The organism is Ruegeria sp. CDSC021 (assembly GCF_059610845.1).
In genome coordinates this window covers 718,564-737,637 of record NZ_JBXWOK010000001.1, presented here as the reverse complement: position 1 = coordinate 737,637, position 19,074 = coordinate 718,564, and the positions used below count along the sequence as shown (strand labels likewise).

At 56.8% G+C, this 19,074-nt stretch carries 19 protein-coding genes; 13 read left to right on the top strand and 6 right to left on the bottom strand.

The features are described from left to right. Window positions 1-147 precede the first annotated feature (147 nt). Both AC2FGB_RS03725 and AC2FGB_RS03720 read left to right on the top strand, forming a co-directional pair. Window positions 148-1,251, top strand: a complete 1,104-nt coding sequence (locus tag AC2FGB_RS03725; protein ID WP_496791754.1) for a DUF6456 domain-containing protein — start codon at window positions 148-150, stop codon at window positions 1,249-1,251. A gap of 52 nt (window positions 1,252-1,303) precedes the next feature. Beyond that, window positions 1,304-2,224, top strand: a complete 921-nt coding sequence (locus tag AC2FGB_RS03720) for a hydrogen peroxide-inducible genes activator (protein ID WP_496687848.1) — start codon at window positions 1,304-1,306, stop codon at window positions 2,222-2,224. A 46-nt stretch (window positions 2,225-2,270) separates the two neighbouring features. On the opposite strand, the gene AC2FGB_RS03715 is transcribed toward AC2FGB_RS03720, so the two are convergent. Then, on the bottom strand, window positions 2,271-2,819 hold the full coding sequence (locus tag AC2FGB_RS03715; RefSeq protein WP_496687851.1) for a peroxiredoxin: 549 nt from the start codon (window positions 2,817-2,819) through the stop codon (window positions 2,271-2,273). Window positions 2,820-3,084: 265 nt separating this feature from the next. Between AC2FGB_RS03715 and lipA the strand changes: the two genes are divergently transcribed. After that, a complete protein-coding gene (gene lipA, locus AC2FGB_RS03710; RefSeq protein WP_142634131.1) occupies window positions 3,085-4,035 on the top strand; it encodes a lipoyl synthase in 951 nt (316 codons plus the stop codon). Next, window positions 4,032-5,174: an amidohydrolase gene (locus AC2FGB_RS03705; protein WP_496693236.1), complete on the top strand. Its 1,143-nt coding sequence runs from the start codon at window positions 4,032-4,034 to the stop codon at window positions 5,172-5,174. The genes lipA and AC2FGB_RS03705 overlap by 4 nt, the downstream gene beginning before the upstream one ends. 4 nt (window positions 5,175-5,178) lie before the next feature. On the opposite strand, the gene AC2FGB_RS03700 is transcribed toward AC2FGB_RS03705, so the two are convergent. Continuing rightward, window positions 5,179-5,538, bottom strand: coding sequence for a hypothetical protein (locus AC2FGB_RS03700; protein WP_142634127.1), 360 nt, complete (start codon window positions 5,536-5,538; stop codon window positions 5,179-5,181). A 131-nt stretch (window positions 5,539-5,669) separates the two neighbouring features. Further along, window positions 5,670-6,212 carry a hypoxanthine phosphoribosyltransferase gene (gene hpt / locus AC2FGB_RS03695; RefSeq protein WP_142634125.1) on the bottom strand — a complete coding sequence of 181 codons (543 nt, stop codon included), beginning with the start codon at window positions 6,210-6,212 and terminating at the stop codon, window positions 5,670-5,672. Between the two features lie 72 nt (window positions 6,213-6,284). Between hpt and AC2FGB_RS03690 the strand changes: the two genes are divergently transcribed. Then, the gene (locus AC2FGB_RS03690) at window positions 6,285-6,731 is read left to right on the top strand and encodes a type II toxin-antitoxin system RatA family toxin (protein ID WP_142634123.1); all 447 of its coding nucleotides are present in this window, start codon (window positions 6,285-6,287) and stop codon (window positions 6,729-6,731) included. A 38-nt stretch (window positions 6,732-6,769) separates the two neighbouring features. Continuing rightward, entirely contained in the window at window positions 6,770-8,065 is a 1,296-nt protein-coding gene (locus AC2FGB_RS03685; protein WP_496693235.1) for an MmgE/PrpD family protein, read from the top strand. On the opposite strand, the gene pyrC is transcribed toward AC2FGB_RS03685, so the two are convergent. After that, on the bottom strand, window positions 8,062-9,099 hold the full coding sequence (pyrC, locus tag AC2FGB_RS03680; protein ID WP_281994693.1) for a dihydroorotase: 1,038 nt from the start codon (window positions 9,097-9,099) through the stop codon (window positions 8,062-8,064). The genes AC2FGB_RS03685 and pyrC overlap by 4 nt on opposite strands. Before the next feature lie 161 nt (window positions 9,100-9,260). Here pyrC and AC2FGB_RS03675 point away from each other — a divergent pair, with 161 nt between their 5' ends. Next, on the top strand, window positions 9,261-10,169 hold the full coding sequence (locus tag AC2FGB_RS03675) for an AAA family ATPase (RefSeq protein WP_271946832.1): 909 nt from the start codon (window positions 9,261-9,263) through the stop codon (window positions 10,167-10,169). Next, window positions 10,169-11,425, top strand: coding sequence for a vWA domain-containing protein (locus tag AC2FGB_RS03670; RefSeq protein ID WP_496693234.1), 1,257 nt, complete (start codon window positions 10,169-10,171; stop codon window positions 11,423-11,425). Before AC2FGB_RS03675 ends, AC2FGB_RS03670 begins: the two co-directional genes overlap by 1 nt. A 3-nt stretch (window positions 11,426-11,428) precedes the next feature. On the opposite strand, the gene AC2FGB_RS03665 is transcribed toward AC2FGB_RS03670, so the two are convergent. Next, entirely contained in the window at window positions 11,429-11,929 is a 501-nt protein-coding gene (locus AC2FGB_RS03665) for a hypothetical protein (RefSeq protein WP_496687864.1), read from the bottom strand. Window positions 11,930-12,154: 225 nt separating this feature from the next. On the opposite strand from AC2FGB_RS03665, the gene AC2FGB_RS03660 reads away from it, so the two are divergent. The 5 genes from AC2FGB_RS03660 to AC2FGB_RS03640 all read left to right on the top strand — a co-directional run bounded on the left by AC2FGB_RS03660 (window position 12,155) and on the right by AC2FGB_RS03640 (window position 18,055). Beyond that, a complete protein-coding gene (locus AC2FGB_RS03660; protein WP_496693233.1) occupies window positions 12,155-13,123 on the top strand; it encodes an XdhC family protein in 969 nt (322 codons plus the stop codon). Beyond that, window positions 13,120-14,121 carry a molybdopterin-binding protein gene (locus AC2FGB_RS03655; protein ID WP_496693232.1) on the top strand — a complete coding sequence of 334 codons (1,002 nt, stop codon included), beginning with the start codon at window positions 13,120-13,122 and terminating at the stop codon, window positions 14,119-14,121. Before AC2FGB_RS03660 ends, AC2FGB_RS03655 begins: the two co-directional genes overlap by 4 nt. A 147-nt stretch (window positions 14,122-14,268) precedes the next feature. Then, complete coding sequence (locus AC2FGB_RS03650) at window positions 14,269-14,754, top strand: (2Fe-2S)-binding protein (protein ID WP_142634109.1); 486 nt, start codon at window positions 14,269-14,271, stop codon at window positions 14,752-14,754. Window positions 14,755-14,808: 54 nt separating this feature from the next. After that, window positions 14,809-17,169 carry a xanthine dehydrogenase family protein molybdopterin-binding subunit gene (locus tag AC2FGB_RS03645; protein ID WP_496693231.1) on the top strand — a complete coding sequence of 787 codons (2,361 nt, stop codon included), beginning with the start codon at window positions 14,809-14,811 and terminating at the stop codon, window positions 17,167-17,169. Between the two features lie 94 nt (window positions 17,170-17,263). Further along, complete coding sequence (locus AC2FGB_RS03640; protein ID WP_142634105.1) at window positions 17,264-18,055, top strand: FAD binding domain-containing protein; 792 nt, start codon at window positions 17,264-17,266, stop codon at window positions 18,053-18,055. A 52-nt stretch (window positions 18,056-18,107) separates the two neighbouring features. On the opposite strand, the gene AC2FGB_RS03635 is transcribed toward AC2FGB_RS03640, so the two are convergent. Next, window positions 18,108-19,007, bottom strand: coding sequence for a MurR/RpiR family transcriptional regulator (locus tag AC2FGB_RS03635; RefSeq protein ID WP_496693230.1), 900 nt, complete (start codon window positions 19,005-19,007; stop codon window positions 18,108-18,110). Between the last annotated feature and the right edge of the window lie 67 nt (window positions 19,008-19,074).

Below are 19,074 nucleotides of genomic sequence, written 5' to 3'. Positions count from 1 at the left end.
ATGAGTGTTTATGAATTTGAATGAAATCTGGTCATCACCTCCGGCAGTTAACGAACGAGTAACGAAAGCGACTCTAGTTAGAATTGGTTAACAAAGTCACCGGGGGCGATAGAGAACAGATTGTTTCGTCGATGAGGGCACAGAACTATGGAAAACAACATGGCTTTCACCATTCCGGCTTGGGTACCTGAGGGGGCACAGCGATACCTGGCCCACACAGAAACCGGCCAGTCGATCCGCGATATTGCGCGATCTGCGGGGTGCCATGCTTCGACCATTCTTAGACAAATCCGCCGAATTGAGATGCGTCGTGACGATCCATTGGTGGATGCGGCTTTGCAGTCGTTGGCCGAAGAACATTTTTCGGTCAATGATGCTTCTGATCGCAAGGTTTCAGCGTTCAGTCATAATTCACACGTCGAAAAAGAAGAATTCAACCACGAGGCCCTAAGGGTACTGCGCAGACTGTGTGAGACCGGTTCGGTCCTGGCTGTCGCTGAAGAAATGAACAAAGCAGTGGTGGTGCGCGATACCGGCGAAGCCGCTGCGACCAGAACTGCAGTGGTTGATTGCAGGATCGCACAGGCGTTGGCGTTGAAGGATTGGATTTCCTGCGACAACCCAGGCCGGATATCGCGCTACCGGATTACCAGCGCGGGCCGCACGGCACTGAGCCAGTTAATGGCCGATTTCGAGAACCAGGCAAGGTCTCGCAACGAACATGGAATGGCAGAAGCGCCTTCTTCGTTTCATGGGGCGCCCTCTCACGCGACGACAAACCGCGCCCATCCAGAACGTCCCAGAAGAATGCGCTATAGCGCCGCAGAAAGCCCGCTGATCGCCCTGGCAAGGCGTCGGGATCGGGATGGAAAGCCGTTTTTAGATGAAGCACTTGTCGGGGCAGGAGAGCGCCTGCGCGAGGATTTTGAACTGGCTCAGATCGGACCTCAGGTTGCACAGAACTGGGACCATTTCCTGACTGCCGGTGGGCGCGGAAGTTTTGGAAGCGGCGACACTGGCAACCGGGGTTCTTCAGAAGCGCGCGACCGCGTAGAGCGTGCATTGTCTGACCTTGGACCGGGGCTGAGCGACGTGGCTTTGCGCTGCTGTTGCTATCTGGAAGGGTTGGAATTGGCGGAAAAGCGAATGGGGTGGTCAGCGCGGTCCGGCAAAATCGTTTTGCGTATCGCATTACAGCGCCTGAAACGTCATTACCAGGATCAGGAAGAGCGCAGCCGTATGATCGGATAACGCTTTGATCGGTTTTGGTTGCGGTTTCAGGGTGGAGTGATAGCTAGGGGTTATGAACTTTACCCTTCGACAGCTCCTATACTTTAACGCTGTTGCGCAACAGCGCAACTTTGGGCGGGCGGCACAGATGTGTAACGTTTCGCAACCGGCATTATCGGTTCAGATCAAGGCGTTAGAAGAAACCCTCGGTGGTGCCCTGTTCGAGCGTAAGGCCCGTGACATATTGCTTACCCCTTTGGGGCGGGATGTGCTCGAATATGCGCGTCAGATACTTGGTGCCTCGGACAGGCTCGACCAATTTGCCAAGGATCACTCAAGCGGGCATCGGTCTTTGTCGATCGGAATAATCCCGACGATTGCGCCCTATGTTCTGCCAGGTGTTCTGGCGGGGTTAAGGGCGGCCGATGTTTCTTTGAGAGTGCAGATACGCGAAGCGCGGACAGAGCGCCTGTTGACGATGCTGCGCGCTGGTGAGATCGACGCAGGTGTGGTCGCGCTGCCCTCCGGGGGAAGCGAATTGTTCGAATTTCCCTTGTTCGAGGATCGGTTCTTATTGGCTGGAAGTTCGGCACGGTTGCGCAATTTTTCCAGCGATACAGAGCGTTTGCGCCCTTTGGACCTTCAAAATGCACAGCTTATGCTACTGGATGATGGGCACTGCCTGACGGATCAGGCCCTGGAGGTTTGTGGTCAGGACCGCAGCAGCGGTCTGATTAACATGGGTGCCTCGTCTTTGGCGACATTATCCCGTTTGGTTGCCGAAGGGTTTGGATTGACGCTCATGCCAGAGCTTGCCGCCCGTTCCGAATCCGACGCGGTACCGGGTCTTAAGCTGATGCGATTTGCCTCGCCGCAGCCGGCAAGGACAGTGGGGCTAGTTCGTCGATCTTCTACCTCGCAGGAAGATTGGTTCGAAAGCCTGGCGGATACCATTCGCACCGTCGGCGAGAGCATTGTCACGCAAACGCGCTAGTCACAAAAAAGCCCGCCTGAAGCGGGCTTTTCTGTTGAGGACGAACTCAGGCCAGTTCCGGCTCTTTGACTTCGTTTAGATGTTTCATCAGGTTTTCCGGTGACGAAACGCCATAGGGGTCCTCGGGGCAGTTATCCATCAGTCCGGGCTCTTCAAACCAGGCTTCTACGATGCCGTCATTGATGATGGCCGCATAGCGCCAGGACCGCATGCCAAAGCCTAGATTATCTTTGTCGACCAACATGCCCATTTTACGTGTGAATTCGCCTGAGCCATCAGGGATGACTTTGACGTTTTTCAGGCCTTGATCCTGTGCCCATTTGTTCATGACAAAGCTGTCATTCACGGACATGCAATAGATCTCGTCCACACCTGCGGCTTTGAAATCTGCGTGGCCGTTTTCAAAACCGGGCAACTGATAGGTCGAACATGTCGGGGTGAATGCGCCAGGCAGTGAGAACAGAATCACGCGCTTTCCTGCGAAATAGTCCGCCGTGGTCTTGTCTTCCCAGCGGAAGGGGTTTGGTCCTTCGACAGAGGCGTCTCGGACGCGGGTGTGAAAGGTCACTTCGGGCAGTTTGGTGCCAGACTTCATGATCGAACTCCTGTGAATCACGTACGGTTTTCGTGGAATTAAAAGGATTCCAAATCCGCTTCAATGGCGGATGTTCCAGGTGCGTCAGAATTTACCTGACAACGCGTAAGTTGCAGTTAATAATAGGAAATTATTTAGAATTTTGGCCCTGAGACGTCAAAGTCTTTCACCCTGATGCATAGCGGCTATGCATGGGTGGTGTAATAGCAGAGGTCAGTTTATGTTATGGGTAAACCGAATTGACCCAAAGTCAGAAAGACAGGCCGTGCGCGATCTGAACATTCCCGAACAAAGACACCCAGAAAAGGCTCATCGGCCCGACAATTCGCAGCCGAAAAAGCCCAGTTGGATTCGCGTCAAAGCACCCGGTGGTCAGGGTTATGCCGACACGCGCAAGATCATGCGTGACAACAATCTGGTTACGGTCTGCGAAGAAGCCGGATGCCCCAATGTCGGTGAATGTTGGAGCCAGGGCCACGCGACCATGATGATCATGGGCGAGATTTGTACCCGCGGCTGTACCTTTTGCAACATCGCCACCGGTCGCCCGGATTCGCTGGATGCGTTTGAACCTGGTCGCGTTGCTCATGCGGTTGAAAAGCTGGGGTTGAACCATGTGGTCATCACCTCTGTCGACCGCGATGACCTTGCAGATGGCGGGGCAGAGCACTTTGCGCAGACCATTCGCGCCGTGCGTCACCGGTCTCCGGGTACGACGATCGAAATTCTGACGCCCGACTTTCTGAAATGCGATCCGTCCGTTCTAGAAGTTGTCGTTGAGGCAAAGCCAGACGTCTTTAACCATAATCTTGAAACGGTGCCTGGCCTCTATCCCGAAGTGCGACCGGGCGCGCGGTATTTCCACTCTTTGCGTCTATTGCAGCGCGTGAAAGAGCTGGACCCGTCGGTCTTTACCAAATCCGGGATCATGGTCGGTTTGGGTGAGGATGGTCAGCAGGTCCGGCAGGTCATGGATGATATGCGCGCCGCTGAAATTGATTTCCTGACCATCGGTCAGTATCTGCAGCCCACGCCCAAACACCACGGAGTCGATCGGTTCGTAACGCCGGAAGAATTCGCATCCTATGAAAAGGCAGCTTATGGCAAAGGGTTCCTGATGGTATCGGCCACACCTTTGACCCGGTCGTCTTATCACGCCGGAGACGATTTTGCCCGGCTGCGTGAGGCACGCCGGAAAAAGCTGGAACAGGGGTGACACCCGAAGCGCATGCGCGGCTGACACGCCTGCGCCACGACCTGCATCAATATCCCGAACTATCCGGGCACGAGCGTGAGACCGCTGCCCGCATAACAGATCTTTTGCGGGGGTTCGGTGCGGACCATGTGCTTACCGGACTGGGAGGGCATGGCGTTGCCGCGGTTTTTGACAGTGGGCAGGCTGGGCCAACCGTTGGTATCCGGTGCGAATTGGATGGGCTGCCGATTCAAGAACTTGGTACGCACCTATATGTGTCGAAGGTTCCGGGCAAAGGGCATCTGTGTGGCCATGATGGGCACATGGCGATGGTGCTTGGCGTTGCGGAAGACCTGGCGCGTCACCGACCCCAAAAGGGTCGGGTGGTTTTGATCTTTCAACCGGCTGAAGAAACCGGGCAGGGCGCCATCGCCTTTCGCGCGGACCCTCAATTCGCGAAGATCGCGCCGGACTACGTATTCTCTCTGCACAACCTGCCGGGGTTGGAACTTGGCGCTGTCGAGTTGTGTCAGAGTTCGGCTAACTGCGCCTCGCGCGGGATGAAAATCATCCTGACCGGCAAGACGTCCCATGCGGCCGCGCCTCAGGATGGGATTTCCCCGGCTGAGGCGATGTCCGAACTGGTTTCGAAGCTGGCGAGTTTAGGCGTAGGCGGCGCGTTGGATGCCGATTTTGCGCTGACAACTGTGACGCATGCCCGTTTGGGAGAGCCGACTTTCGGCGTCGCTCCGGGACAGGCCGAGATCTGGGTAACCTTGCGCACCGTTTCAGATGCCCGGATGCAGACGCTGATGACCGAGGCCGAGGCACTGGCGCGCCGCGCCGCATCCGCCGACAGTCTGGAGGTAGAGATCACCGATGACGATGTCTTCGAGGCCTGCGTCAATCACAGCGACGCGGTGAGCATCATCGCAACGGCCTGCGCCGAACGTGGAGTACCGTGCCATTCAACAAAGACGCCGCAAAAGTTCTCAGAAGATTTCGGGCAATTTGGGAAAGGCGCGAAAACGGCCATGTTCTGGCTGGGGTCGGGGCAGGATCATCCGCAATTGCATAACCCTGACTATGATTTCCCAGACGCACTTATCCCGGTAGGAGTAGACGTATTTGTTGCCGCAATTCGATCACTTAATGGCTGAAACTTCAGTTTACGAGATCGCTCACTATTCCAACGGCATCAATGACTGTCTTAGTGTCATCAGATATCGACAGGATTTCGTCATCCACGCGGATATATCGCTGACCGGCGGGTAGGGGCTTCAACTTCCAGCCGTCCAGGTCATCAAGATAGTCAAAATTCAGATCGTTAGGGAGTTTCTGACCTCGCGTATAACGCTTGATCTGTCCGGGCGGTACACCAACGCCATTATTGGTCTTTATCGACTTTTCGATTTTCGACTTGTCTGAACTTTTCCCTTTGCCCTTGTTGTCTTTTGCGTCCGCAAGACCAACCGTTGCGGCGACTGCGCAAGTCGCCAGAAGCCCAATAGACATTACTTTCATAAGCAGAATCCTCCCAAGATGATCGGAGGGTAATCTGTTGTTGAGGGCGTTGTCCAATGGTATTCAATTAAGTGAATGCAAAGGTGCGCAGCAACTTTGACTATTGGAATCTGGGTCTATTTTTACCCTTCTCAGTCTTCGATAAAACGAACCTTACCAATAAATGGCAAGTTGCGATTGCGCTGTGCGTAGTCGATCCCGTAACCCACAACAAACTCATCAGGAATTTCAAACCCGATCCAGTCCGAACGGAAATCGACTTCGCGCCGGCTGGGCTTGTCCAGTAGTGCGATCGAGCGAAGTTTTCCAGGATCGCGGCTTTGCAGCAGATGAGTAACGTGGTTCAGCGTGTGCCCGGTGTCGACGATATCCTCGACCACAAGAACGTCGCGACCCTCAATAGCGCCGCGCAGGTCTTTTAGAATGCGGACTTCCCGGCTGCTTTCCATCGCATCCCCGTAGGATGACGCCTCAAGGAAATCCACTTCGATGGGCAAGTCCAATTCGCGCACCAGATCGGCGATAAAGACAAAGCTGCCACGCAGCAGGCCGACAACGACCAGCTTGTCGGTCCCGTCGAATTCGGCAGTGATTTCGCGGCAAAGTTCTTCGATCCTGGCGGCAATGGCCTTTGCCGAGATCATCTCATCAATCACATATCCGCGCTGGCTCATCGCTGCCCCCTTGATCTTTGGCGCGCAACATACGACATGACGCGCCATTGTCACCTGCAAAAACCGGACGCCATGCCTATACATTCGGAAACGCGACACCTGCCTTACACTGCGCAACAGATGTACGATCTGGTTGCCGATGTAGCAAAATATCCCGAGTTTTTGCCCTGGTGTGCGGCTGCACGTATCCGACGCTCATATGCAGCAGGAGAGGCACAGGTGATGGAAGCGGACCTGATCATTTCGTTCAAAGTGTTCCGCGAACGCTTTGGCAGCCGGGTTACCCTGTTTGCCGAACAACGCCGGATCGACACGGAATATCTGGATGGGCCCTTCAAATACATGAAGTCGGACTGGCATTTCGAGGACGCAGCAGAAGGCGGGTGCAACGTTTCGTTCCATGTTGATTTCGAATTCAAGAATGCCATTCTTCAGGGTATCATCGGAGTGGTCTTCAATGAGGCGATGCACAGGATCGTGAGGGCGTTCGAGGGCCGGGCAGAGGAATTGTACAGCTAAGTCTTTACCCGAAAGCGGCGCTTGCTAGACTGCGCCACATGACTGATTTTACCACAGCATTGGCCGATTTTGCCTCGGGGCCTGTTGCGACCTCGTCAGAGGCCCGTCTCGTAACCTCTCTGTCTGCGCTGGATTGGGTGGTTGTTGGCCGCGTCGGTGTTAGCGAACCCGTATCTCAGACCGTGCGCGCACTGGTTCTGGATGAAGGAGGCAACCCGCAGGCCCATCTGTTTGGCGGGGGGCTGGCTCCCGTCAGGGCAGCAGGTTTGGTTAACGGAACCATTTCCCACGCTTTGGATTATGATGACACGCATTTTGCGCATATCGGGCACCCTTCGGTCGCGGTTATGCCTGCGGCCTTTGCTCTTTGTGATTGGGACGACCGGATTCTTGTCGATGTCCTTGAGGCCGCTCTTGTCGGGATGGAGGTCTCGATCCGCGTAGGGCTTTGGCTGGGGCGCGCGCATTACCAGGGCGGGTTCCATCAGACCGCGACATCAGGTGCCTTTGGTGCGGCGGTCGCCGCTGGCCGGGTGCTGCGGTTCGATACGGAAAAGATGCGCCGGGTTCTTGGTCTGGCTGCCACCCGCGCCGCAGGGCTGAAAGCTCATTTCGGCACGATGGGAAAGCCCTATAATGCCGGGCTAGCTGCCGCTGCAGGGGTTGAGGCTGCGCTGTTGGTGTCCAAGGGGTTTGATCCCAACTCGGATGCGCTTGAGGGGCCCTATGGTTTTGGTGCAACCCATATGGGTCAGTCCGAAAAGGCCGCTGCTCTGGATGGAATAGGAGAAACGTGGCTGTTCAAAGATGTAAGCCATAAGTTTCATGCCTGCTGTCATGGGTTGCACGCCGCATTAGAGGCCGCACGTGACCTGGATATTGCAGAGCCCGAAGTAGCCGAGATCAGGATCAAGACACACCCACGTTGGATGACAGTGTGTAATCAAACCTCTCCGACCACCGGGTTGGGGGCCAAGTTTTCCTACCGGACGGTTATTGCTATGCAAGCGCTGGGATATGACACAGCCTTGCCAGACAGTTTTTCGGATAAGGTATGTGCGGATAGGCGCCTGCAATCGCTGCGGGACCGGATTTCAGTCGAAGCCGATGAGACGCTGTCTGAAACTCAAGCGGATCTGTCTTTGCTGCGCCGCGATGGGGCACGAAAACAGGCCAGCCACGATTTGCTTGGCCCTATGACATTGGCCGACCGGGAAGACCGGGTCAGAAGCAAGGCGGCCAAGCTGATCGGTGCCGAGGACGCAGACGCGATCTGGTCGATGCTGCGTACCGGTGGCCGGACTCGCGATCTGGCGAAAATGCTGGCGCGTTAGACAACGCGCCAGTGCAATGGGAACCCGGGTTCGAATACTGTTACCGGGCCGTCGTCAGTTTCGATCTTGTCGGGATATTCAACGGGATCGCCCTTGGTAAGGGTGATGGTTTCTTTATTAACTGGCAGGCCATAAAACGCAGGTCCGTTCAATGATGTGAACCCTTCCAGCTTGTCCAGCGCACTGGCTTTGTCAAACATCTCGGCCACAAGGGACATTGTGTTTGTAGCGGTGAAGCATCCCGCACAGCCACAGGCCATTTCCTTGTTTGCATCTGTGTGTGGCGCGCTGTCGGTGCCAAGGAAGTAGCAAGACATCCCAGAAGTTGCGGCGCTCATCAAAGCCTGGCGATGGGTCTCGCGCTTGGCCACGGGCAAGCAGTAGTAATGCGGTTTGATCCCGCCCACCAGGATGTGATTGCGGTTGATGATCAGGTGATGGGCCGTGATTGTTGCGGCCAGATCATCTCCACCGGATTGCGCATAATTTGCACCCTGAGCCGTCGTGATGTGTTCCATCACGACTCGCAAACCAGGAGTCGCCTGGCGCAGTGGATCAAGTATCGTATCGATGAAAACCTCTTCGCGGTCGAAAATGTCGACCTCGGCATCGGTGACTTCACCATGGACACACATCGGCAGACCGATCTCAGCCATTCTCTCAAGCACCGGGCGGACCTTGTCGAAATCACGCACGCCCGAGGCGGAATTGGTGGTTGCGCCTGCGGGATACAGCTTTACGGCCTTGATCAGCCCACTTGCATGGGCTGCGGCGACATCCTCGGCGTCGGTGTCTTCGGTCAGGTACAAGGTCATCAGCGGCTCGAACGGCATGCCTTCTGGTAGGGCGGCCAGAATGCGGTCGCGATATGCGGCGGCCTGATCGCCGCGCACAACTGGCGGAACGAGGTTCGGCATTATTATCGCACGGGCAAAATGGCGTGCGGTTTCGGGCAGAACGGCCTGCAACATGGCGCCATCGCGCAAATGCAGATGCCAGTCATCGGGGCGGCGAATGGTGAGGGTATCAGTCATGCGCATCCGCTAGCACAGCCTCGGCCAAAGACCAACCAAACCGTGAGGATCTGGTGCAAAAACTTCACCTCTCTGCCGCGATGGCGTCTGGGTGGCGGGGCCGGGGCCTTGACGCCCCCGCGCTTGCATGACCTGTTAAGCAACGAAAGAAAGAGGGTTCCATGACGCAGCAAGATTCCATTGATACCGTGCAGCAAATGCTGGGCTCGCAAGGTTACGTTTGCGGTCGGGCCTTGGCGACAGTGGTGTTTTTGTCGCTTAAACTGGGCCGCCCGCTATTTCTTGAGGGTGAGGCAGGTGTCGGGAAAACCGAGATTGCCAAAGCGCTGGCCGCTGGTCTGAACCGTCGCCTGATCCGCCTGCAGTGTTATGAAGGGTTGGACGCATCCTCGGCGGTTTACGAATGGAATTTCCCGGCGCAAATGGTGGCGATCCGAACTGCCGAAGCCTCGGGCGGCGCTGACCGGGGTTCGTTGCAGACCGAATTGTTTTCTGACGACTACCTGATCGAGCGTCCGTTGCTGCAGGCCATGCGCCCGGATGAAAACGGGGCTCCCGTCCTGTTGATTGACGAACTTGACCGCACGGATGAACCGTTCGAGGCCTTCCTGCTGGAAGCGCTCAGCGATTTTCAGGTCACCATTCCCGAATTGGGCACTGTCAAAGCGCCGGAGCCACCGATTGTTATCGTTACATCGAACCGAACGCGAGAAGTGCATGACGCCCTGAAACGCCGTTGCCTGTACCATTGGGTCGATTACCCGGATTTTGACCGTGAAATTGAAATTCTGAACGCCCGCGCACCCGAGGTCGCAGAGGCGCTTAGCCGAGAGGTCGTCGCCTTTGTCCAACACCTGCGCACAGAGGATCTGTTCAAGAAACCAGGCGTGGCCGAGACCATCGACTGGGCCAAATGCCTGCTGGCGCTGGACGTCATCAACCTTAGCCCCGAAGTGATCGGCGACACGCTGGGGGCGATCCTGAAATATCAGGACGATATCCAGCAACTGCAAGGGTCCGAGGCGAAACGTATTCTGGATGAAGCCAAGGCGTCGCTGGAACCTGCCTGATGGTTGAACAGCTCCCTCTCGACATCCCCGACAACCCAAAACTGGCGCAGAATATCACTCATTTCGCGCGGGCTTTGCGCAAGGCAGGGCTGCCGATTGGCACCGGGCGGGTCGTGGATGCGATCCGGGCGGTTCATGCTGCGGGTTTCTCGGAGAAGCGGGATTTTTACTGGACGTTGCACGCTTGTTTCGTGACCCGACCCGAGCATCGGGCAGTATTTGCGCAGATTTTCCGCATGTATTGGCGCGACCCACGTTACATGGAACACATGATGTCCATGATGCTGCCCGCGATCCGCGGCGTTCAGGAAGAGCGCAAGGCCGAAGCTGCAGAGAAACGCGCGGCCGAGGCTCTGCTGGACGGCGTCGAACGGGACTTGCCTGAAAGCTCTGACATCGAGGAAGAAACTGAGCTGGAGATAGATGCGTCGCGGACCGCGTCCTCGGAAGAACGGTTGCGCAATCTAGACTTTGAGCAAATGAGCACCGAAGAAATTGCCTTGGCCAAGCGCATTCTGGCACAGCTCAAATTGCCGGTAAAACCAATCGAGTCGCGCCGAGGCCAAGCCAGCCACTTTGGGCATCGGATCGACCGCGCCCGCACGCTGCGCGCATCCATGCGGCAGGGTGGTGAACTGCGGGACATCGCGTATTTGAAGCCGAAACAACGGTGGCCGAACCTTGTCGTTCTCTGCGATATTTCAGGATCTATGAGCCAGTACTCTCGTATCATCCTGCATTTCCTGCATGCGGTTTCAAACGTCAAAGGCGCGGGATGGGCCAAGGTTCATGCGTTTACATTCGGTACGAGGTTGACGAATATCACCCGGCACCTGCGCCAACGCGATGTGGATGCTGCCCTGTCGGCGGCAGGGGCCGAGGCGCAAGATTGGGAGGGTGGCACGCGGATCGGGGAATGCCTGCACGCTTTTAACCGTGACTGGTCGCGTCGGGTTCTGGGGCAGGGTGCGGTGGTGTTGTTGATTACGGATGGTCTGGATCGGGGCGAACCCGAGGTGCTTGGAAAAGAAATCCAGCGCCTGCATCTGTCAGCCCGCCGTTTGATCTGGCTAAACCCTTTGTTGCGCTGGGATGGCTTTGCGCCAAAAGCGCAGGGGGTGGCGGCGATGCTTCCCCATGTTGACAGCTTTCGGGCCGGCCATTCCATTGCGTCGCTGGAAGATCTGGCCAAAGTCATCTCAAAACCGGATGACATGGGTGAGAAAGCGCGGTTGATGGCCGCGCTTTCGAAGTAGGTCTCAACCAAGCTGTTCTTCGTTGCACTTACGCGCCATTTCCATCGCTTTGTACGTACCGGTCAGATCAACGGTGAAGGCGAATTCCTTTTCGGGGAACACAACCATAACTTTCTGTTTGGCAAGGTCTTCGGCAAACTTGGGGTCATCCGACAGCACATAGCCACCCGAATAGCCTTTGGTGATGTTGCCCTTCATGCCGGTGGCTTCTCCAAGATACAGGTTTTCGCCCAGCAGGATCGCCACAGCCTCGGTTTCGCCACGCTTGATGTTGGTTTCAGCTTTGGTGAATACGCCAACATATCCCACGCCGCGGTCTTCGGTCAGGCCCATTTGAACCACGTTTTCCGCGTTATCAACAGCTTCGATCAGGCAGGATTTCTTGTCTTCGTCGATGAAGATTTTCCATCCGTCCACTTCGCCATAGCGCAGGAAGGTATCTGCGCTGGCCACTGTCGCCGCTAGCATTCCCAATACCGATCCGAGTGTAATAATGTGTTTCAAGTCTCTGTCTCCTTTTGAAAATTATCTGCGTCACAGCTGCGCATGATCCGCGTTTAGGTCAGAATCGGGAGGGCTGGCAATCAATGCATTGGATGTTCGGCTGAAACCCGCGGGGCTTTGCATAGCATTTGGAATTTCTTTCAAGGCCCATGAGTTAGCCTGATGGCTTACTTTTCATCCTGCCAAACCTGCCTATGTTGGTGCGGGAAACGCCAGGAGGGCGATATGGACAGATTCGACAACAGCCCCGAGACTGCTCTGGATTTGTATGAAACGGGAAAGCCAGTTGCGCTGGCTACGGTTGTTCAGACCTGGGGCAGTGCCCCCAGACGTGTTGGCGCTCAGCTTGTGATAGCAGGTGATGGCCGCTTTGAGGGGTCGGTATCGGGTGGTTGTGTCGAAGGTGCGGTTGTCGTCGAGGCGTTGGAAGCGATCGAAGAGGGTGAAGCGCGCCTACTTGAATTCGGGGTCAGTGACGAAGATGCTTTTGCGGTCGGGCTGGCCTGTGGCGGAACAATTCGGGTACTGGTCGAGCCTATTGGATCGGTCCTTCCTGAAAGCATATTGCGCGATCTGGTCGCTGCACGCGCGCAGCGCGAGCCTGTGGCTTATGAAGTGAATATCGAATCCGGCCATCGTGCGTTGCAGCGCGATCGTTATCCCGAACGCATGCGCATGGACCGGTCCGGTTTCGAAGAGGATGCGAAGACATTTGTTTCGGTCCACAATCCGCCCTTGCGGTTGATAGTGGTCGGGGCCGTTCATATTGCTCAGGCCCTGGTCCCGATGGCGCGAATTGCGGGGTACGACCCTGCGATTGTGGATCCACGAGATGCGTTTGCAACCGCCGCAAGATTCCCTGAGGAAACCGTGCTGACGGATTGGCCGGATGAGGCCGTTGCAAAGCTTGGAATGGATGCGCGAACGGCTGTTGTCTTGCTGACCCATGATCCAAAACTGGATGATCCCGCGTTAGAGGCCGCCCTGAGAACCGGGGTGTTCTATATTGGGGCGCTGGGGTCTAATCGAACGCATGCGAAACGCGTCACCCGGATGAAAGAAGCCGGATTTACTGAAGGGCAGATTTCACAGATTCACGGTCCCGTAGGCTTGGATATCGGTGCCGCCGATCCTGCGGAAATTGCGGTTTCCATATTGGCCGAAATGACTGCGGTGTTGCGGGGCAAAGCATGAAGTTTGGCTCGGTTCCTTTGCGCGAGGCCGCTGGTGCAATTCTGGCGCATTCAGTGAAAGCCCAAGACACAAAGCTGCGTAAGGGCCTTTTGCTCACGCAAACTCATCTGGATGAAATGGCCGCCGCCGGGTTGACCTCGGTCACTGTTGCGCAGCTGGAACCCGGTGATTGTCACGAAAACGACGCTGCCCGGAGTTTGGCAGAGGCTTTGGCCCCGGACCCGGCAACCGTGGGATTGCGCGTCACCGAGCCGTTCACAGGGCGCGTTAACCTCTTGGCGAGAGGCCCCGGAGTCGCTGTTCTGAACGTACAGGCGCTGGAAGCGTTCAACTTGGTTAACCCGATGATTACCGTGGCCACAGTACCCCAATATCAACAGATGGGATCAGGCGGGATGGTGGCGACGATCAAAGTCATTTCTTATGCCGTCCCCGGCGAAGATGTGGCGCGTGCCTCGGCGCTGGCACAAGGGGCGGTGCGCCTGTCTGGCCCGGTGTTTCGCAGTGCCGGCCTGATCGTCACAGACATCCCCGGAGGTGTTTCGAACGACAAGGGAATAGCTGCAATCCGAGGGCGTGTCGAAGCCCTGGGTATGGGTTTGGATGACATTCGGGTGGTGCCACATGAGATTCAGGCGCTGTCTGCTGCATTGACGGGTGTTAAAGGGGATATTGTCCTGATCTTGACGGGCTCAGCAACTTCGGATGCGCATGATGTTGCGCCGCAGGCTGTTCGTGTTGCAGGCGGTCAGGTGGATCGGTTTGGAATGCCAGTAGATCCGGGCAACCTGTTGTTCACCGGTCTGCTGGACGCCAGACCCGTAATCGGTTTGCCGGGGTGTGCGCGCTCTCCTGCACTGAACGGTGCGGATTGGGTTTTGTCGCGCGTGGCTTGCGGGATTGAAACGACAGCGGCGCATATTGCAGGCATGGGGGTCGGTGGATTGCTCAAGGAAATCCCGACCCGGCCACAGCCACGCGCATCTATCAAGCGGTAAGGCGTTTGACATCAATTTAAGGCCCAGATCAGACCGCTTTGTTCGGCATTGTGATCTGTCATAAACGGCGCCCTGCGAAATTTTTGTTCTCAAACAATAAGTCCCGTGTTTAACTCGACAGAGAAAAATATGACATGGGAGGAACTTATGACACAGGTCACCATGACCGTGAACGGGAGGTCTGTTAGCGGTGAGGTTGAGGGTCGGACGTTGTTGTCTGGATTTTTACGTGATCATCTGTCGCTGACCGGAACGCATGTTGGATGTGACACTGCGCAATGTGGGGCGTGTGTTGTTCATGTGAATGGCGCGGCGGTGAAGTCGTGCAACATGCTTGCGCTGGAAGCAGACGGGTCTGAGGTCGCCACGATTGAGGGCCAGGCCGCTGAGGATGGGTCTTTGAACGTGATTCAGCAGGCGTTTCAGGATCATCACGGGTTGCAATGCGGGTTTTGTACGCCGGGCATGGTGATGAGCGCCGCCGCCTTGCTGAAAGAGAACCCGCGCCCGAGCGAAGCCGAGATTCGAAAGTATCTGGAAGGCAACCTGTGCCGCTGCACAGGCTATCACAACATTGTCAAAGCGATCATGGCCGCATCGGGCCAGGACGTAAGCGGCATCGCTGCCGAGTAATACCGACGTAAAGAATTTTCGACGAAAATTCTTTTTCAGGGAGGAGAACAAGCAATGCCCAAAGACAGTGGCATCGGAGCCAGTTCCAAACGGCGCGAGGACGTGCGCTTTTTAACCGGAGCAGGCAATTACACCGACGATATCAACGTGCATGGCCAGGCCTATGTGCATTTTCTGCGGTCCGACATCGCGCATGGCCGGATCAACAGTATCGACACCTCGTCTGCCGAGGCCATGCCGGGCGTGGTCAAAGTGTTTACCGGCAAGGATTTCGAAGGCGTGGGCGGCATGCCCTGTGGCTGGGAAGTGACCGACAAGCACGGCGCACCGATGCAGGAACCTCCGCATCCCATTTTGGCACAGGGTAAAGTGCGCCATGTGGGCGATCCGATTGCTGCTGTGGTCGCCGATAGCCTGGAACAGGCCCGCGACGCGGCTGAGGCGATCGAGCTTGATATCGAGGAGCTGCCCGCCGTGATCGACATGAAGGCCGCCGCGCAAGAGGGCGCGACGCTGGTCCATGACGATCTGAAGAACAACATCTGCTATGATTGGCAGTTGGGCGAAACCGATGATGCCAAGGTCAATGAGGTCTTTGCCAATGCGGCCCATGTCACCACGCTGGATCTGGTGAACAACCGTCTGGTTGCCAATCCGATGGAGCCGCGTGTGGCGGTGGGCGAGTACAGCCGCGGCACCGAAGAATACACGCTTTATACCACGTCGCAGAACCCGCATGTGATCCGCCTGTTGATGTGTGCCTTTGTTCTGGGTCTGCCCGAACACAAGGTGCGCGTGGTCGCGCCGGATGTGGGTGGCGGCTTTGGCACCAAGATCTTCCACTATGCCGAAGAGGCATTCTGCACCTTCGCCGCCAAGGCTTGTAACCGTCCGGTCAAATGGACCTCGAGCCGGTCCGAGGCGTTCATGTCTGACGCGCATGGGCGCGACCATGTCGGACAGATCGAACTGGCGCTGGATGCGGACAATAACTTTATCGGTCTGCGCACCAACACCTATGCAAATATGGGTGCGTATCTGTCGACCTTCTCCAGCTCGGTACCGACATGGCTGCACGGGACGCTGATGGCGGGCAACTACAAGACGCCGGTCATTCAGGTCAACGTCAAGGCGATGTTCACCAATACGGTCCCGGTGGATGCCTATCGCGGCGCGGGCCGTCCGGAGGCGACGTTCCAGTTGGAGCGGGTCGTGGATATGGCAGCGCGTGAACTGGGTGTCGATCCGATCGCCCTGCGCCGGCAGAACTTCATCACCCAGTTCCCCTATGACACACCGGTGGCGCTGACCTATGACACAGGCGATTATAATGGGACGATGGACAAGCTTGAGTCCGCTGCTGATCTGGCAGGCTTTGCCGCGCGTCGCGCTGAAAGCGAGGCCAAGGGCAAGCTGCGGGGTCTGGGCGTCAACTGTTATATCGAGGCTTGCGGTATCGCGCCGTCGAACATCGTTGGCATGCTGGGGGCCCGTGCGGGTCTGTATGATGCGGCGACTGTGCGGGTGAATGCCACCGGCTCGATCAGCGTCATGGTAGGTGCCCATAGCCACGGGCAGGGGCATGAAACGGCTTTCCCGCAGGTTGTGGCGGACATGATCGGTATCGACGAGTCGATGATCGAGATCGTGCATGGCGACACTTCGAAGATTCCGTTTGGCATGGGCACCTATGGCTCGCGGTCTTTGGCGGTCTGTGGATCGGCGATGGTCAAGGCAACCGAGAAAGTGATCGACAAGGCCAAGAAGATCGCGGCGCATCTGTTGGAGGCGTCTGAGGCTGATATCGAGCTGAAGGACGGTCAGTTCAGTGTGGCAGGGACCGACAAGTCGGTGGCCTGGGGTGATGTCACCCTGACGGCCTATGTGCCGCATAACTTTCCGCTGGAGGTCGAGCCCGGGCTGGAGGAGACCGCCTTTTATGACCCGGCCAACTTTACCTTCCCGGCTGGCGCCTATGCCTGTGAGGTCGAGGTTGACCCCGAAACCGGTCGGGTCACCATCGAAGCCTTCACTGCCGCTGATGACTTTGGCAATATCGTCAACCCGATGATTGTGGATGGTCAGGTGCATGGCGGCATCGGTCAGGGCATCGGTCAGGCATTGCTTGAAAACTGTGCCTATGACGAAAACGGTCAGCTGCTGAGCGCATCCTTCATGGACTATGCCATGCCGCGTGCCGATGATGTGCCGTTCTATGCGGTGGATCATTCCAGCCAGACGCCCTGTACGCATAACCCGTTGGGTGTGAAGGGCTGTGGTGAGGCCGGGGCAATCGGTTCACCACCTGCGGTGGTCAACGCGGTGCTGGATGCGTTGAATTCAGGCGGCAAAGCCATCGATCATATCGATATGCCGGTGAGTCCATCGCGTGTCTGGACTGCGATGCACGGGTGAGAGGTTGGGGTGCGAGGGGTCAACCCCTCGCGCTCCCCGAGATATTTATAGCCAGATGAAGGGCGGATCAGCGCCTTTCGGAAAGGAAGACGAAATGTACAATTTCGAATTTGAAAAACCCTCGACCATAGCCGACGCGGTTGCCGCTTTAGGGGCTGAGGATGCGCAGGCGTTGGGTGGTGGGCAAACCCTGATCCCGACGCTGAAACAACGATTGGCTGCGCCATCGGCACTCGTCTCGCTCAGCGGAATTCCCGAAATGCAGGGCGTCTGTGTTGGGGATGACGGGTCGGTTTCTATCGGTGGCGCAACGCCGCATGCAGTTGTTGCGCAAGAGGCGGCGGGATCATACCCGGCGCTGGCCGCATTGGCCGGTCAGATCGGTGATCCGGCGGTGCGCAACCGAGGCACGATTGGCGGCTCGGTTGCGAATAACGATCCGGCGGCCTGTTACCCGGCGGGTGTGCTCGGATCCGGGGCCACGATCGTGACCAACGCCCGTCAGATTGCGGCAGATGCGTTTTTTGATGGCATGTTCTCGACCGCACTGGATGAGGGTGAGATCATCACATCCATCCGCTTTCCGGTGCCACAGGCCGCGAGCTATCAGAAGTTCTTGCAGCCAGCCTCGCGCTTTGCGTTGGTGGGCGTCTATCTGGCCCGGTTCGCCGATGGTGTGCGTGTGGCGGTCACAGGCGCCAGCGAGGATGGGGTGTTCCGCTGGTCCGAAGCAGAACAGGCGCTGAATACTGAATTCCGACCGGACGCGTTGATGGGGCTGAACATCAACCCGGCCAACATGATCGGCGATCTTCATGGCAGCAAAGCGTATCGCGCGCATCTGGTCAGTGTGATGACCAAGCGGGCTGTGCTGGCCTGCATGTAATTAAATCGGCTTTTAGTCGCAAAGCCCCGGGGTGTGTCCCTCGGGGCTTTTTCTATTTTCGGCGTATTTTCGGAAGTTTGTTTGGTTGCCAATAAGCTCCGGTATCTTCGCGCGCTTTTTGATAGGCCTCGACGCGGTGGGCTGCGGTTTCGCCGCCTGCCTCAAATAGATGGCCGATGAGGCATTCGAGCACGGCCATGACCCCGGTAAAACTTGAGGTGTGATGTTGTGACCTTGTGCTGACGGTAAAGACGACATCCGGCTCGACACCCGGCGCAATGACTTCGCTATCCGAGATCAGGATGACCCGAAGCCCCTTTTCCCGGGCGAACCTTATGGATTTAATCGTCTCCGCAGAATAGGGGCTGACCGTGATTGCCAGCAGACAGTCCTTGTCATCGGCATCCAGCAGGTCATCCGTGGCCGAGCCGATGTGGCGCGGTATTAGTTGAATACCGGGGTGCGCCATGCGCCCGGTATAGGAAAAGTAATAGGCCAGCGCGTAACTGGCGCGGGTGGCGGTCACGAAGCAACGGCGGGACCTGAAGATATGGTCAACGGCTAGATGCGCTGTCTCGGGCCTCATCAATCGCAGGGACCTGACGACGACATTCTGTTCGTTGCGGGCAAGTCTGGCTTGAAGCTGACCATGGGCGCCGTCCGCTTGCATGTGGGTTTGCCAGGACGCGCCAAGGAATTCTTCGGTATCCGTCGCCAGGTTTTGCCGGAACGGTGCGCGAAAGGCTTGAAACCCGCCAAAACCCATATGCTGGGCCAGTCGGACAAGGACATTTGCACTGACACCGATCTTCTCGGCAGTTACCCGTATCGGGTCGAGGCCGAAATCCGCGGGGTGATCTACGATGTATTTGGCTGCCGCCTGAAGTCTGGGCGGCATCTGGTCGATGTTTTTCCTCAAGTTATCTGTCAGCTGGCGTTGGGTCTCTGTCATGAAAAAACATATGTTATGAAAGAAGAAGGTGTAAAACATAGGCCGCTTGCATAGATGCGGCAACAGG